This window comes from Duganella sp. GW821-FHT01E12 (assembly GCF_059422325.1).
Genome location: NZ_JBWKWR010000008.1, coordinates 191,765 through 207,422, shown reverse-complemented (window position 1 = coordinate 207,422; position 15,658 = coordinate 191,765). Strand labels below are relative to the sequence as shown.

The window sequence follows — 15,658 nt, the reverse complement described above, 5'->3', positions numbered from 1 at the left end:
TTCGATTCCCGACCAGCGCCAACAATAGGATTCAAAACAAAGCCCCGCCAGGCTTGCGCCTGGCGGGGCTTTGTTTTGAATCCAGTGGTGGGACGGCGTCAATCGAACTCATTAAATAAATCTATTTAAAATCAATGTGTTAGAGAGAAAACATAAGGGTCTTGAATATAAATATCCCCATCAATACCCCCTCAGCAATAGGAAGGGATGGGACCGGCTTGGTTCCAGATAAAAGCTGCGAATCGGGTCTCGTCGCAGAACCTCAAACAACATGCCTACCGCTCCCAAAACACAATACTCAACCGAAAATCAGCAGGCGTATCGTAGCTAGGTGGATTGAGTTGCCACGTTTTACATTTTCGTCATCGAAACGAGCGCCCATGCGCTGCTGAAACCGATATAGGCCTACCCTGTTACGATACCGACCTCCGTCGGTTTTGTCCGGCACAACAGCACAAGCCTAATGCTGCACTCGCCCTGACAGTACAGACTCGCGCCACTTTGCGATGCTTTCGGCATCAAACCTACTACCGTTAAATTCGATTTGTGTGACCTTTTTGCCGCTTTTTCGCTTCTCCCTCAAATACCCTCGGATCTCCATCCATCGAATTTCCCCATCGGAGTTTCTAATCACCAGCATAACGGGCGCGACTTGGTTTGCCCAATACTCGGAATGCCGAGGATTCTTAATGGTAAATATCTCGCGGCCGTCGACTAATGTACGAATGTACGAATCGCCAGATTTAAGTTGTAGGAAAATGAGCTGTCCTGAGGCCGTCCCATCATCTTTTTTAAATTCAATTTCCATGTCGATGCCATGGTCCCCGACCGATTTCTCGCGAGAGATTTGTCGTGCCAAGGCCACTTTGGACATCACATCGCCGACAAGTAGCCGCTCTTTGCTTTCGTTGTCCATCTCCCCATGTGCGAGACTTTCCAACCGTTTGACCTCGCGATTTGTTTCGTCTGAGCTGTAGAGCTTCTCTAGTTCGTCGAGGAGCTCTACTCGAAAGTCGCAAGTTGCGCATCCAATATCGGCCATGCCGCTGGCGAGGCGCCTCCCCGCTGCGGCCAAATCTGCGATCGGGTGGGCACAATTGGGGCACACGTAATGACGTCGCCTGGTCACATTTCCAGCACGCTGGGTCAGGTGATCGTGAACGTACTTCACGAAAATTATTTTTTCGCCTAGCAATGCTTTCGGATCGCAATAGATTTCAACAGCATCCGCCCCACCACTGAACTGTCGAACCAGCTTCACGCCAATTCGCTGGCCGCTATCTGTTGAAAACTCCGCAGCATCCTGCCAGAGGTGCTCGCGTTTGAATCGATGCGTATGGTCTAACTGGACGACCAGAGTCGAATAAAGCTCATCGGTAATCCCTTCAAAAAGGTAGCTGACCAGCACTGCCGGATGTCCAGTCAACGCTGGTCGGCTCTTCTTGTAATAGCTCGGGAAAACGAGCAAAACATCTTTTTCAGTAAGCTCGCGGGCACAGAGCCCACGCTGCAGCAGTTTCCGGTGCATCGCAAGCAAAACAAATCGCTCGTCCTCGGGATCAATTCGTTCGAAGCCCCCGTATACAAGGTCTCCACTTAATACCCGCTGTTCGCTAACACAGCCAAGTTCACTCGGATCATCGCGCATCGTTGCTATTACTGCTTGACTATAGGCATTAATCAATTCCGGTTGAAACAGCACCCAGGCGCCAAAGTCAAGCTCAGCGACGACACCGGGTCCGGCCAAGAGACTTAGCACTGCCTTCAGTTCGGCGTCGGTGAAATTGATCTCAGATGCTGGCAGGCGAAGGCGCAAGGAATCCCGGAGTTCATTGAACCGCATCAGGACCCGCCCCTCGTCCTTTAGTCGTACTATTTCTTCCTTCAGCCGCTTGAACAATATTGGGGAGGATCGCCACGGGATGCTCGTCCAGTCAATATTGTTTACGATGGCTTCCTTTAGTTGAGCACAGTTCTTCCCCGTCAGCGCGCTAGTTTCCAGGTAATCTGTGTAGCCGTACTGTTGCACGAACTCTTGAATCTCCTTTTGACTTATCGGCACGGCACTGGCGTCTGTCCGACCGGCTACTAACAGTTTAACGACCGGCCTTTCTGAAGAGCGGGATAAGTCACGGTCCCACTGGGCAAGTGCTTGGAACACGTGGGGCTTCTGTGCATCGAAAACGAGTACAGCTAATGCTGTCTCGTCCATATAAAGCTGGTGAATGAGGCGCTGATCAGCCTGGCCACCGAAGTCCCACAGCCAAATTTCGCGATCACCTTGTTGCGTTCCGGTAGCGGGAATCGACCACTGCGTTGCCCAAGCTCCTACGGTTGAGGCAGGGCTTGACTCCCACGTACCGTCAGCCAACCGTTTTGATAGCCCTGTCTTTCCTGCACCGCTGTCGCCGACGAGTAGTACTTTCGCGTTCGTATATTGCACTTGCTCTTCCCTCTGGATGGCGCTAGTGTTGGCCGCCCCCTGAGACTGAGGCATGAGGCGTGAGGGCAGCTGCCATCGATAAAACGTCTCGGAGTCAGCTGCAACGACCCAGCCTTCGCCAAGAGCTATTCCGCATAGGTCGCTAGCGTTGCCTTCCAAGATGGTTATCAAGGTGCCGGTCTCTACTCCCCAAAGTCGCACATCGCGGTCATCCCCAGCCGAGGCAAAAACGCGCTCCTCTGGGTGCCAAGCGAGATGACGAATGGTATCGGTGTGGGCGTCAAAAGTGCTCAGGCATAAGCCGGAATCGAGGTCCCAAAGTTTTACAGTGCAGTCACGTGATCCACTGAGTAACAGTGTGCCTTCCGCATTTGGTTTTAGTACATGCACACTTCCAGTGTGCCCTTCTAAGACGCGAATGCACTGGCCTGTCTTCCAATTCCAAACGCGAACGGTTCCGTCAGCACCGCCTGAGACCAGTGTCGACTTAGCAATAGCAATACAAAAAACATCTCCGATATGCCCCCGTAACTCTCGGGCAAAGGGGGTCGTTTTACTATCCCATACATGGATGGGTTCCCCCTTTGCTGATGAAATCAGCGTCTCACCCGCCAACACCACAGAGGTGATGGCACCGGCGCTTTGCGGAAAGGTTCTCACACATTGTCCAGTCAGCGTGTCCCAAAGGTGAAGGGCTCCGTCATTTGATCCGGACACGAGTAAGGCGTTTTCCGCATTTACGTTCAACGCGAACACCACCGCACGATGACCTGAAAACTGTCGCTTCGCCACATTCGGGGAGTCGAATTCGACTTCCTGAATCGTGCCATCCCGCGAACCGATAATGACGGTTTGGAGGTCGGCAGCAAATACGGCAGATCGCAGGTGGGCTGTTAAATTTGGCTTGTAGCGATTCTTGGGAGACGTCCGGGGGGCGCCTGCGCCGCGCGCGGTCGGTTTAGCCTTCGGCGGCGTGCACACAGCCACCAGTCGCGCTAAAAGATCCGGTTGGCCGTCTACCCATTCCAAAAGCTCGAGATGTCGGAAACTTTCGGGTATCGGAGCGTTTCCAACACGAATAGGGATAAAGCGTCGTTCCTTACTTACCGGATCGCGAAATTTGAGTGAGCGCTTCACAAGCTGACTCCACTCGTCACTTACCGGATGTTGAGGTGCAAAAAACAGCATGACGCGCGACTCATCTATCGCATTTTCAATGTCATGCGATGGCTCGCTCGCTGGACGTCCAACACGATCAATGAAAGCCACGCGTAGAGCGCTAGCACGCAGACTTTTCGCGAACTCTTTTACCGTTTCCTGGTCGGTCTGACTGTAGTTCAGAAAAACATCGAATTTGTAGTTTTTGTCGGTCAAAATTGGCTTTCAAAATGCAGAAGCACGATGGATATTAGCGCTCCCCTCCCCCCAGATTGACCCAGGCCGCTGGAAACAGTTGACCCGCCTTCGTACATGGCAAACTTAGGACCAGGGTGGTAGGTAGCTGCCGAGGGTGGGTCAGTTTCCATCAGCAGCGCGTGTCAATTCGGCGCCAGCGCCAACAGGCAGATCCTATTTCAATTTTACTATGCATTGATACAAGTACAACAAACCCACAAATCGCGCAACTAGTTGAATGTCGGCTTCTGGCCGATTACAGCCGCGTCGACACGGCCTCATTTCTTGTTGCGCCCAGTCGTCGAGTGAATATCACGCCAACAGCCAGCATAACATTCTTGCCACCAAGTAAAATTCACAGTTTGTCACAGCAGGCTGTCTAACTTAGGGCTGAGAACATAACGTCCTGCTCTAACGGCCCAAGTACACCGCCGTAATTTGTTCACGACCGTGGCCCATTTCTTCTGACAATAACAAGCGTGCCGAATGATCCCGTTGTCGTTGCTCCGGCCCCAGCTGAGATGATCGAGGGCCTCCTCGCGCCGGACTTTGCCAGCCGGTGAGCTGGCGGTAACGTTCCTGCGCATAGTTGTGGCGTAGTCCATGAACTCCGTGAATTCCCTCCTTATCGCACTGCGCGCGAAAGCGCTAAAGCTGATCGCGGTAGCGCAAGTTAGCCATGATGAGACTACCGCCAGCAACAAGCCGCTTGGCCTCATTGAGCACGGTGCGTTGTTCCGGCGTGCGAATGGCGATTTCGCGATACTTGCCGCCCTTGGTCCACGTGTCCTTGAGCTTCAGTCGATCGCCGCCGTCGGCCCACGCGGGAACGATCTTGATGCTCTCCTCTCGCCTCAAGCCAAACACGGATTGCAGTCGCAGCGACATCGCCGTGTAGGCATCCGTTATCTTTGCAAGACGCGCATCGTCAAGCACCTTGGCCTTGGAGATGTTGGTGACAAAGGTGCGCTTGTCGATATCGTAGCTGCCGTTATTGCGCGCGATGATGTTGTCCTTGCCGATCTTCTGCGCCCACCATCGCATGGCGCTCATTCGGTTCTTCATCGTGCCGGCGCTGATGCCATCGGCCTTCCACTGCTGCACCAGCGCGTCCACATGCTTGGGACGCAGACTGTCAGCATTCATATGGCGATATCCGAGATCGTGCAACTGATTGGCCACGTGCGAGAGTATCCGCGCGCGGTCGGACTGCGTGGCATAGCTACCATCGCGATTGCGGTCGCACAGCTGCTTGAGTTGATAGTTCAAGTCGCGCATCGCATGCTCCTAAAATCAAACTTGGTGTGATCAAGTCAGGTGAGTGTTTCTGGCCACCGTGCTTGCCGCAGCAAGGACGGTTTGTAAAGGCCCCGGGACACCACTCCCGTGTATGCGGTATGTTCACTGCTTGCCCGCGCCGCATGCGCGTATGGCGCCGCGATCCGCTCCTTGTAGAGGCCTGATCGCGGTGGGACCAGTTATCCAGGGTCCATGGGGTGTGCCTCGCACACGTTGTCGGCCCACGAAGGGCAAGGTTGGCAAGCAGCGTTCTGCTGCGCTGATGGCGGTAGATCCGCTGTCACTGGCCGCCGTCACTGAGAAAACAGCGGCGGAGCCCATATAGCGCTTGGTTGCTAGCGCGTCGTCACTGGCAGCAGGCCGCCAGTAACGACGCGCGGTTTGCACCGCGGACTAGGGCGGCGTATCGACATGCACGCGGCGGCAGAACGCCGCGTGAGGTGGGGACGGTGCGTGAATGCGCACGATGTGACGCGCATCGTCCTCGGGGGAAGGATGCGCAATATGGATGCAGCCCGTCATGGGCTGATCACGGGCTCGCTCAAAGGCGAAGCCAATCTAAGATGCAGCTATGCACGAATGCATTATCTAAGGGCGCGTGACGAGCGCAGACGCTTGGCGCGATGCCAAGTTGCGCGAAGGGCGATCCCTTCGCGTCGAAAAGCATATTGTCCTCCACCTGGCACCGTGCCGACATCACCGGCATAAAATATTCGCCGATTGATTTGTCGAACGCTGATGGGAAAAGGCCCACGATAAACCCGCTCATTTCGACTGGCACTTGCACGGACAACGGCGCATCGTATCGTATCCAAACAAACAAACGAAGGAGGTAATCATGGGACCTACGAATATGCACCTGATACGTTTACCCGAAGTGCTAGCGATCTGCGGACTTTCGCGCAGCACGGTCTACGCTTACGCGAAGCGCGGACAATTCCCTAGCCAGATCAAAATCACACCCAATGCAGCGGGATGGGTGAAAGAGGAAGTGCAGGCATGGGTCGAGAGCCGTGTTCGCGCAAATCGTGGGCCCTAGTGGCGTGCGGCGTCGAGCGGGATAATCTGAGCACCACTTTGCGCGGCGTGCAGCATATCGCCCCACCAACGATAGAGCAGAACCCGCTGCGCGAAACGTTCGCCCCGGTCGTAGGCGCGTACAACTTCGTTGTCGTGGGCGTGATCCAGCGCCAGCTCCACTACATCGCGCTCAAAGCCGTTGTCGCGCGCCAGTGTAGAGAAGGCGCTGCGCCAGCCATGCGGTAAATGCTTGCCAGCCAGGCCAAGTGTCACACGGTAGACCTTCTCGACGGATTCACGGCCTATATGACGTGCTCCCGTTGGTGACGTGAACACGTAGAGATTTTTGCGCGAGCACGTCATGGTCTGCCACTGGCGCATCTCTTCAGCGATCTGCGTGCACAGCGGGATGCGATGATCAATCGCCCTGCTGACTACCTTCATTTTAGAACGCGGAATTATCCAAGTCGGCTGTTCATCGTCGAGATGAAATTCGCTCCACTCTGCCTCAACGATATTTCCGATGCGCGCGGCAGTGAAGGCGCATAGCCTGTGGGCCAGCCGCACGGCGTTCGACAGCCGGGCCAGTTCTGCACGACGCAGGACATCCCCAAGCGATGGCCAATCAAGCAAGGCAGCCATATGGCTGCCGTTCTTCTTGCGCGGCAGGATCTCTTTGACCGGCGCGGCCGGGTTGTCGCGGCATAGCCCTTTTGCCTGCGCGTAGCGAAATACGCCGTTGAGATGCTGCAGGATACGAGAGGCTGTTTCCAACACGTCCCGATTCTGGATCGTCTGAATGGTCGTCGCAACCATGGCCGGGGTGACGGCGCTAATCGGCAGTTTGCCCAGCAAGGGAAAAACGTCGCGCTCGAACGCACGAGCGGACTTGACGTGGTGCGTCTCGCTCCACTCCGTCCGCTTCATGTTCAGCCAATCTCCGGCCACCACTTCGACGGTATGGCCGGCAGCGGTGGCGCGGGATACGCGCGCCAGGCGACGGCTATCAACAGGATCTTTGCCTGCCAAAATTTTTGCCTTGACCTCGCCCCATTCCAGCCGGGCAGCGGCAAGCGATATCAGCGGGTACGGGCCTATGGAATAAACCTTCTCCTTGCCGTCCAGCCGATACTTGATGCGCCAGGTTGGGTTGCCGGCTTGCGTGATGAACAGGTACAGGCCGCCGCCGTCGGCTAGCTTCCGGCCAATTTCAGCTTTGGCAACAAAAGCTTTTATCGCCTTGTCAGTCAATTTACCTGTCGCAATACCCCCGCGCATGGTATTACCCTCCATCTGTTTTTGGAGAATACCCCCACAAAGCCCCCCGCAGTATTGAGCTGGCACAGGAAAACTATGGCTGCCTGGAGACGCCTCCCAGAGGGAGACCCAAAGAAAAACGCCGTCACGAGGACGGCGTTGGAAGGTCTTGCATTGTTCAGTGGTGGAGACGGCGGGAATCGAACCCGCGTCCGCAAGCACTCCACAGACAGTTCTACATACTTAGCACTATCATTTAATTTAACCAGTACAACACGGACGTGCACGTTTTGGACTAGCGATTCACCTTAGATTTAGCGCGGATTGAAGTGACCCCTCACAGCGCGAGTCCCTGTAAATGACTCCACAGCTTTTAACGGCCCACCCCAGGGACGAGGTGTTGTGGAGCTAACAGCAATTAAGCTGCCAGTGCGTACGAGTTATCGTTTGCAGTTAAGTTTTTTCTGGGTGTATTTACGAGGTAACCAGCCCTCGGTATGCCCTGCTCTGCTTTGCAACCCACGTCGAAACCAGGTCGTCCCCACAGAACTCCATTCTACCGCACTTTCCCCACCGACGCACACCCCACCCCTGCGCACGTCAAACGCCCGTCATATTTGCCCGTTATGATGATCGCAGTTCTCACACAGAACGACCATTTAGCGCCTCCCAGAGGCGGCTACTACCGGCGCCGGCGGTCGGGAAATATACCGGCACCAACATCCCCATCCGCTAAAGAACCCCGGTCCTGGCCAGCAGGCCAAAAATCCCAAGGAAACTTGAGATAATCAGCGCAACCAACCAACGGAACTGGGCGTCGCTACGGTCCATGCGCTTCTGGCTTTCATAGATTAGCGTATCGATACGCACGCTGGTCTCGCGGTGCATGTTGTCGATGCGACTGCCAATATCCCTGTGTATGCCATCCAGGCGCGCGGTGGTGTCTCTCTGTAGCTCGTGGATCTGCGCGTCCACAGCCAAGAAATGATCGGCAGTTTCCCGTCTGACCTGTTCAATCCTGGCATCGACCAGCTTGAAATTTTCCGCACTCTCCTTGCGAACCTGCTCGAAATTCTCCTTCGTTTCCTTACGAACTTGTTCAATCTTGACGTCGACGAGCCTGAAATTGTCCGCTGTCTCCTTGCGAACTTGTTCAATCTTCACGTCGACCAGCTTAAAATTATCCCCTGTCTCCTTGCGGACCTGCTCGAAGCTGCCCTTCGCCTCCTTGCGAACCAGCTCAATCTTCGCATCAACCAATTTGAAGTTATCCGCAGTTTCCTTGCACAACTCGTCTATCCGCGCGCTGACTTCGCGGCGTGTTTCATCTATCCGGGCATTGACTTCCCTGAAGCCCATGCCCAGCTCCTGCCTTATCGTTTCAATCCCTGGGTCCATACCCTTATCCTCGACACCGCAATCGCCGTTGTCAAGCTGAGCTAACACGATATTTTTCGCCTTCATCACACGGCCCCTACCCTATCTGGATAGCTTAATGCCGCCTCCACGCCACACTGCTGATCTGCCTCAAGCCCCTCCTTGCGCAGCGTTGTTGCAATGCAGCACACACCGCGCGTTCCGCACGGTTTTTTTGAATCGGAAGCGAACGCTGCATTAAAATGAAAGCCACACTCTCCGCGCCCGACCTCCGCCATGTCCGATGCCGCAGCCCTCGCCGCTCCCTCCCCGAAGAAACGCGGGCGGCCCCAGAAAGGGGAAGGCGGCGGCCTGCGCGCGGAGTTGCTGGAAAAATCGGCCCTGCTGTTCCGCACCAAGGGCTACGACAACACCACCGTGCGCGAGATCGCGGCCGCCGCCGGCATCCAGGCCGGCAGCTGGTTTTACCATTTCAAATCCAAGCAGGACATCCTGGCCGCCATCATGGAGCAAGGCCTGGCCCGCTCGCTGGCCGAGATCGAGGCCATCGCCCGCCAGCCGCTGCCGCCGCGCGACCTGCTGCGCCAGCTGGTCGAGGCCCATCTGCACACGCTGCTGGCGCCCGACCACCATTTCATCGCCGTGCTGCTGTACGAGTGGCGCTCGCTGGACCAGTCGTCACGCGAGCGCATCGTCGCGCTCAAGGACCGCTACGAGGCGGTGTGGGACCAGGCCATCGCCGCGCTGCACCGCTCCGGCGACTGGGCCATGCCTTCGCAATTCGACCGCCTGCTGATCTTCGGCGCGCTGAACTGGACCGTGCAATGGTACCAACCGGGCGGCGGCGTCGACGTCCAGCAACTGGCGCAGCAGGCAATGCGGTTCATCTTGCGCACACCGGCCGCGCTTGAGGCACAATAGGCGTATCTTGAAAGGAATGCCCTATGATCTATGAAATCGCCGAGTTGTACATCAAGCCCGAATCCCACGCCGCCTTCCAGGCCGCGGTGGCCGAGGCGGTCCCGGTGTTCCGGGCCGCCACCGGCTGCCTGTCGATGCGCCTGGACCGCGACATCGAAACGCCGGACACGTATCATCTGGTGGTGGGCTGGCAAACGCTGGACAACCATGTGGTCGATTTCCGGGGCAGCCAGGGCTTCCTGGTGTGGCGTGGGCTGGTGGGCAGCCATTTCGCCCTGCCGCCGAAAGTGGAACATTTTGAAACCGTGGTGGCCGGCTTTTAAGGCCAACACGGCTGTGCAGTCTCAAGACGGAGGCTAATCATGACACGTACCATCCACCGCAATTTCGACCAGGTGACCGACGCCGAAAGCGCCCGCAGCGCGCTGCTGGCCAGCGGCTTCCCGCCGTCCTGCGTCAAGCTGACCAAGCATGTGACGCTGCCGCCGAGCGTGTCCACCAGCATGGTCGGCAATCTGCTCGACGCGCTCACGCCGGGCGGCCCGGCTGCGGCCGCGCACGCGCGCGAGCGCAGCGGCGCCATGCTGACCATCGATATCTACGATGCCGACGAGGGCGCGAAGGCGGACGCCATCATGGGCGAGTTCGGCGCCAACCCGGCCTGAGTTCGCTGCGCGCCTAGTCGGCCAGCGCGCCGCCGGCGGCCGCCTCGGCCTGCTCGCGGCGCATCCATTCGCCCGCGTCCGCCACGGTCAGCGGGCGGGCGTAGAAGAAGCCCTGCAGGGCGTGACAACCGGCGTCGCGCGCGGCCACCGCCTGCTCCAGCGTTTCGATGCCTTCGGCCACCACCTGCAGGTCGAGCGCGGCCGCCAGCTGGCAGATCGCCTTGACCACCGCCACCGCGTCCGGGGCCGGCAGCGGGTCGATCAGGCCGCGGTCGATCTTGACCGTGCTCAGCGGCAGCTGGCGCAACATGCTCAGCGACGAGAAGCCGGTGCCGAAATCGTCCATCGCGACGTCGATGCCCAGCGCGCTGAGCTGCTGCAGCTGCAGCCGGGTGTCGTCCAGGTTGTCGACCGCCGCGCTTTCGGTGATCTCCAGCGTCAGGCAGCGCGGCGGGATGCCGGTGTCGACCAGGATGCGCTCGACCAGCTCCAGAAAGCCGCGGTTGAGCAGCTGCATGGGCGAGACGTTGACCGCCACCGGCACGCAATCGCCCAGGTCGGCGCACCAGGCGGCGATCTGGCGGCAGGCTTGTTCCAGCAGCATGCCGCCCAGTTCCGGGATCAGCCCGGTGCGCTCGGCGATGGCGATGAACTCCACCGGGCTGACCGTGCCCACGCCCGGCCGCAGCCAGCGCGCCAGCGCCTCGAAGCCCAGCAGCCGGCCGCTGACGGCGTCGATCTTGGGCTGGTAGTCCAGGTAGATCTCGTGGTTGCGGATGGCCTTGCGCAGCGCCTGCTCGTTGTCCAGGCTCTTGCTCGACATCTGCTCGAAGCGCTGCTCGGCCATGGCCAGCGCGGTGCCGGGCGTGCGCTTGGCCTGGTACATGGCGGCGTTGGCGGCGCGCAGCAGCGCCTCGGCGTTGCCGGCGTTGTCGGGGAACACCGCCATGCCCATCGAGGCGTCGATGAAGTATTCGCCGGCCGGCACCTTGATCGCCTGCAGGCAGGCGCTGTGCAGGCGCGCGGCGATGTCGTTGGCGTTGCCCTCGTCGGGGTCGACGATGGCGAATTCGTCGCCGCCCAGCCGCATCAGTTCGGCGCGCGCGCCGAGCGCCTCCTTGAGCTTGGCCGCGAAGGCCTTGAGCACGTGGTCGCCCGTCACGTGGCCCTGGCTCTGGTTGAACAGCTTAAAGCGGTCGATGTTGAGCACCACCAGCGTGCAGTGCAGCGAGCCGTCGGCCAGGTAGCAGTATTCCTTCAGGCGCTGGATCAGCACGGTGCGGTTGGGCAGGCCGGTGAGCTTGTCGTGCGTGGCCTGGTGCACCAGCGCGCGGGCGCTGGCGTTGCGTTCGGTGTCGTCGGTGATCAGGATCTGGGTGGCGTTGGCGCCGTCCCACTCCACCCGCCACGCCTCGAAGCGCAGCTCCAGCTCGCGCCCGCCGGCCACCTCGCGCCGCCCCTCCCAGCTGGCGATGTCGAGCTTGCCCTCCTGCAGCTGGCGGTGCTGGCGCTGCAGCTGCTCGTCGCTGAAACTGTCCGGCGGCAGGTCGGCAATGACCATGTAATTGCCCTGCCCCAGCGGCATGCCGTAGATGGCGCGCACCGCCGGGTTGGCGTACAGGATGCGCTTGCCGTCGGTGACGACCACGCCCTGCACCGAGTGTTCGGTCAGCAGCTGGAAGCGGGCCGCCAGCTTGCCGACGTCGCGCAGCGCGCGCTCCAGCGCGGACAGCACATACACGGTGCCGATGCCGGCCCGCAGCAGCACGGCCACGAACAGATTGGGCGCCATGCCCGCTTCGCCATAAAACACCAGCAGCAGCTGGTTCAGGCCGAGCGCGATCAGCAGCGGGCCGACCAGCCGTTCCAGCGGATGGCTGCGCCACAGCCAGCGCGCGGCCAGCGCGCCCAAGCCTGCCAGCACCGCCAGATTCCACAGCGGCCAGTACTGCAGATGGCCGGCGCGTTCCGGCACCAGCACGGCGACGGCGGTGGCCAGCGCGATCAGCACGGCGGCGCCGCGCGGCAGGCGGCGGCCGGCCAGGCCGGTCACGCTGGCGGCCAGCAGCAGCAGGTTGGGGATGGCGCCGGCCAGCATCAGCGCCAGGCCCGGTATGGCATACGGCGCCGGCGCGGCGTCGCGCACCAGGTAGCCGGCCGACAGCAGCGCCGCGCACAACATCGAGCCCCCCATGTCGCGCACATGGGTCTGGCTGCGGTGGCGGCGCCAGACCAGCAGCAGCGCCACCCCGATCACGACCAGCATCGCGGCGTTGGTCAGATACAGGTAGCGCAGGCCGTCCATGTCAGGCCGCCGGGTGGTTGAACACCTGGCGCAGATAGGCCAGGAAGGTTTCGTCCTTGCACAGGGTCTTGCCCGGCGAGTCGGACAGCTTGGCCACCGACTGGCCGTTGCAGCACACCAGCTTCATGACGATGTTCAGCGGCGTCAGGCCGAGGTCGTTGGTCAGGTGGGTGCCGATGCCGAAGCCGGTCATGATGCGGTCGGCGAAGTGGCGGTACAGCGCCATCGCGCTCTGCAGGTTCAGGCCGTCCGAGAACACCAGGCGCTTGGTGTTGGCGTCGATGCGCAGCGCGCCGTAGTGGGCCAGCGCCTTCTCGCCCCACACCACCGGGTCGCCGGAGTCGTGGCGCAGGCCGTCGAACAGCTTGGCGAAGTACAGGTCGAAGTCGTCGAGGAAGGCGTCCATGCCGACCACGTCGGTCAGGGCGACGCCGAGGTCGCCCCGGTATTCCTGCACCCAGGCCTCCAGCGAGGCCTTCTGGAAGTCGCGCAGCCGCACGCCGAAGGCCTGGAACGATTGCATGTATTCGTGCGCCATGGTGCCGATCGGGACCAGGCCGAACTTCATCGCCTGGTAGACGTTGGAGGTGCCCTTGAAGTATTGCGGCACCTCGCGCGCCAGGCGCTGCACCACCTCGTCGTGCCAGGCGCTGGAGTAGCGGCGGCGGGTGCCGAAGTCGGAGAACTCGAACGGGTTGCGCCGCGCCGGCTCGGCGCCGAAGGCCTTCAGCGCGGCGATCTTGGCGCCCAGCCGCGCGCGGCCCTCGGCCAGCGCGGCCTCGCGGTCGAAGCGGCGGAAGTACAGCTCGTTGACGATGTACAGCACGTAGATCTCGAAGCCCATCACGTGCACCTGCGGGCCGGCGGCGTGGATCACCAGCGAGCCGCCGTCGGCGCGCACGTCGATGAACTTGCGCTGGAAGCGGAACACGGTGAGGAAGTCGACGAAGTCGCTCTTGATGTAGCGCAGCGAGCGCAGGTAGGCCAGCTCGTCGTCCCTGAAGCTCATCGAGCACAGGTGGTCGAGCTCGCGCTCGACCTCGGGCAGCAGCTCGGCCAGCGGATAGGCGGTGGCGTTGCGGCAAACGAATTCGTACTCGGTGTGCGAGTTCGGATGGCCGTGCAGCAGCGCCTGCCACATGGTGAACTTGTACAGGTCGGTTTCCAGCAGGCTGCGGACGATGGGCTGGCTCATGCGTCGTCCATTCCCAGCGCGCGGCCGGCGTTGGCCAGCAGCTCGGGCAGCACGTCGGCGGTCTGCCGCAGCTGCACGCCGCGCACCTGCATCGCCTGCAGGAAGGCCTGGTATTGCGGCTCGAAGCCGGCAACCGGGCTGATGCAGTCGGTCAGCAGCACCAGCTTGGACAGCGGCTGGCCGCCGAAGTGTTCGACGATGTGCTCGACCGTGGCCTTGACGCAGTGGCTGCCCGCCTCGCCGGCGATGTAGACCTGATCGGCCTCGGCCAGCGAGGCGATGAACTTGGTGTTGAGCTGGGTGTCGGGATCGTCGGCGTCCGGCACCTCGGCCATGACGGCGGAATAGTGCTCGGTCCACGGATTGGAACCCTTGGCCAGCTTGGCGACGATGCCCAGCGCGGCCTCCTCCCAGGCGCCGTAGGCGGCGCGCACGTCGTCGTGCACGTTGTTGCCCCAGGTGCCGATCTCGCAGTGCACCGGCCACACCATCAGCCGGTAGCGGCCGGCCGCCTCCAGTTTGTCGAGGTAGTTCAGCGCCAGCGGCAGGGCCGCCGGGTGGCGCGGCAGGTATTTCTCGGCGCGCACATCGGCCGCGCTGATCTCGGTGAACGGCGCCACCGGGGCGCCGTCGCGGGCGATCCAGAAGGTCGGGTGGGCGATGTCGAAGCGGTGGTGCGAATCGAGCGTGATGCTGATGGCGGTCAGGCCGGCGCGGCCGCGGTTGATCAGGCCGGCCAGGCGCAGCATGTCCTGGTGGGCGCCGGGCACCGGCAGCGCCGGCGCGCGCGGCGCGCGGGTGGCCGGGTCGAGCGGCAGGTGGCTGGCAGGCAGGTCGCAAAAGTCGTTTTGCGGATCGATCACCAGCAGGTGCAGGTTACGTTTCATTGGAGCTCCGAGGCTTGCTTTACTGTATAGGATTTTGCCCGATAGTGCGGGCCGACAGTGATGATTATCTGCCAAGCCGCACGAATTTGTGCAACCCGGCCGCCGGGGGCGAAAAAAAACTCCCCGCCGGCACCGGCCGACGGGGAGTTTGCACGCGGAGCGGCGCGGTTTAGGCTGCCAGCGCCTCGATCTTGCTGCGGCCCTTGGCGACGGCGGCGGCCACCGCTTCCTCGCCCATGGCCACGCCCTCGGCCACCACGAAGGTGACGTCGGTCATGCCGAGGAAGCCCAGCACAGAGCGCAGGTAGGTGGTCACGTGGTCGTAGGCGGCGGCCGGGCCTTCGCTGTAGACGCCGCCGCTGGCGACGAACACGATCACCTTCTTGCCGTGCACCAGGCCTTCAGGGCCGTTGGCGCCGTACTTGAAGGTGCGGCCGGCGCGCGCCACGTGGTCGATCCACGCTTTCAGGCCGGAAGTGACGGAGAAGTTGTACATCGGCGCGCCGATCACGATGGTGTCGGCGGCCAGCAGCTCGTCCACCAGCGCGTCCGAGGTCTTGATGGTGTGGGCCTGGTCGGCGTTGCGCTGCTCGGCCGGGGTGAAGTAGGCGCCCATCATCTGCTCGGTCAGGTGCGGCACCGGGCTGCTGGCCAGGTCGCGCGTGACCACGGTGCCGGCCGGATTGGCGGCCTGCCATTTGGCCACGTACTCGCCGCCCAGCTGGCGCGACAGGGAACCGTTTTGACGAACACTGCTGTTGATGTGGAGGATGCTTGCCATGATGTCATTACCTTTCGTGTGGGGAGTGATTGCAATCATCATAGAACGAGTTTAATATCGATGAAACTAGCTAAATTTAAATCCTACCTATCGATATATTCGATACCAACTGC

11 protein-coding genes, 1 other RNA gene and 1 pseudogene are annotated in these 15,658 nt (G+C 60.5%); 4 read left to right on the top strand and 9 right to left on the bottom strand.

Going from position 1 to position 15,658, the window contains the following annotated elements; genetic code table 11:
- Nucleotides 1-460: 460 nt before the first annotated feature.
- Nucleotides 461-3,817 (bottom strand): DUF4365 domain-containing protein, encoded by a 3,357-nt coding sequence (locus AC07WS_RS21955; protein ID WP_494731131.1) that lies wholly within the window; start codon nucleotides 3,815-3,817, stop codon nucleotides 461-463.
- A 432-nt stretch (nucleotides 3,818-4,249) separates the two neighbouring features.
- Nucleotides 4,250-5,116: pseudogene (locus AC07WS_RS21950) on the bottom strand (phage integrase N-terminal domain-containing protein).
- Between the two features lie 859 nt (nucleotides 5,117-5,975).
- Between AC07WS_RS21950 and AC07WS_RS21945 the strand changes: the two are divergent.
- Entirely contained in the window at nucleotides 5,976-6,176 is a 201-nt protein-coding gene (locus tag AC07WS_RS21945; RefSeq protein WP_494731130.1) for a helix-turn-helix transcriptional regulator, read from the top strand.
- Here AC07WS_RS21945 and AC07WS_RS21940 read toward each other — a convergent pair.
- The 3 genes from AC07WS_RS21940 to AC07WS_RS21930 form a co-directional block, all read right to left on the bottom strand.
- Entirely contained in the window at nucleotides 6,173-7,435 is a 1,263-nt protein-coding gene (locus AC07WS_RS21940) for a tyrosine-type recombinase/integrase (RefSeq protein ID WP_494731129.1), read from the bottom strand. The genes AC07WS_RS21945 and AC07WS_RS21940 overlap by 4 nt on opposite strands.
- Nucleotides 7,436-7,596: 161 nt before the next feature.
- Nucleotides 7,597-7,957, bottom strand: a transfer-messenger RNA (tmRNA) gene (gene ssrA, locus AC07WS_RS21935).
- Nucleotides 7,958-8,146: 189 nt separating this feature from the next.
- Nucleotides 8,147-8,878 (bottom strand): hypothetical protein, encoded by a 732-nt coding sequence (locus tag AC07WS_RS21930; protein ID WP_494731128.1) that lies wholly within the window; start codon nucleotides 8,876-8,878, stop codon nucleotides 8,147-8,149.
- Nucleotides 8,879-9,067: 189 nt separating this feature from the next.
- Between AC07WS_RS21930 and AC07WS_RS21925 the strand changes: the two genes are divergently transcribed.
- From AC07WS_RS21925 to AC07WS_RS21915, 3 genes are read left to right on the top strand one after another with little or no spacing between them, the layout of a single operon-like run.
- Nucleotides 9,068-9,712, top strand: coding sequence for a TetR-type transcription factor C-terminal domain-containing protein (locus AC07WS_RS21925; protein ID WP_494731127.1), 645 nt, complete (start codon nucleotides 9,068-9,070; stop codon nucleotides 9,710-9,712).
- Between the two features lie 23 nt (nucleotides 9,713-9,735).
- A complete protein-coding gene (locus tag AC07WS_RS21920) occupies nucleotides 9,736-10,035 on the top strand; it encodes an antibiotic biosynthesis monooxygenase family protein (protein ID WP_494731126.1) in 300 nt (99 codons plus the stop codon).
- A gap of 39 nt (nucleotides 10,036-10,074) precedes the next feature.
- Nucleotides 10,075-10,377, top strand: a complete 303-nt coding sequence (locus AC07WS_RS21915; RefSeq protein WP_494731125.1) for a hypothetical protein — start codon at nucleotides 10,075-10,077, stop codon at nucleotides 10,375-10,377.
- Nucleotides 10,378-10,390: 13 nt separating this feature from the next.
- On the opposite strand, the gene AC07WS_RS21910 is transcribed toward AC07WS_RS21915, so the two are convergent.
- From AC07WS_RS21910 to AC07WS_RS21895, 4 genes are all read right to left on the bottom strand, one after another.
- Nucleotides 10,391-12,682, bottom strand: coding sequence for a putative bifunctional diguanylate cyclase/phosphodiesterase (locus AC07WS_RS21910; protein ID WP_494731124.1), 2,292 nt, complete (start codon nucleotides 12,680-12,682; stop codon nucleotides 10,391-10,393).
- 1 nt (nucleotide 12,683) lies between these two features.
- Nucleotides 12,684-13,877 (bottom strand): nicotinate phosphoribosyltransferase, encoded by a 1,194-nt coding sequence (pncB, locus tag AC07WS_RS21905; protein ID WP_494731123.1) that lies wholly within the window; start codon nucleotides 13,875-13,877, stop codon nucleotides 12,684-12,686.
- Nucleotides 13,874-14,764 carry a cysteine hydrolase family protein gene (locus tag AC07WS_RS21900; protein ID WP_494731122.1) on the bottom strand — a complete coding sequence of 297 codons (891 nt, stop codon included), beginning with the start codon at nucleotides 14,762-14,764 and terminating at the stop codon, nucleotides 13,874-13,876. The genes pncB and AC07WS_RS21900 overlap by 4 nt, the downstream gene beginning before the upstream one ends.
- 169 nt (nucleotides 14,765-14,933) lie before the next feature.
- Nucleotides 14,934-15,545 (bottom strand): FMN-dependent NADH-azoreductase, encoded by a 612-nt coding sequence (locus AC07WS_RS21895; protein WP_494731121.1) that lies wholly within the window; start codon nucleotides 15,543-15,545, stop codon nucleotides 14,934-14,936.
- Between the last annotated feature and the right edge of the window lie 113 nt (nucleotides 15,546-15,658).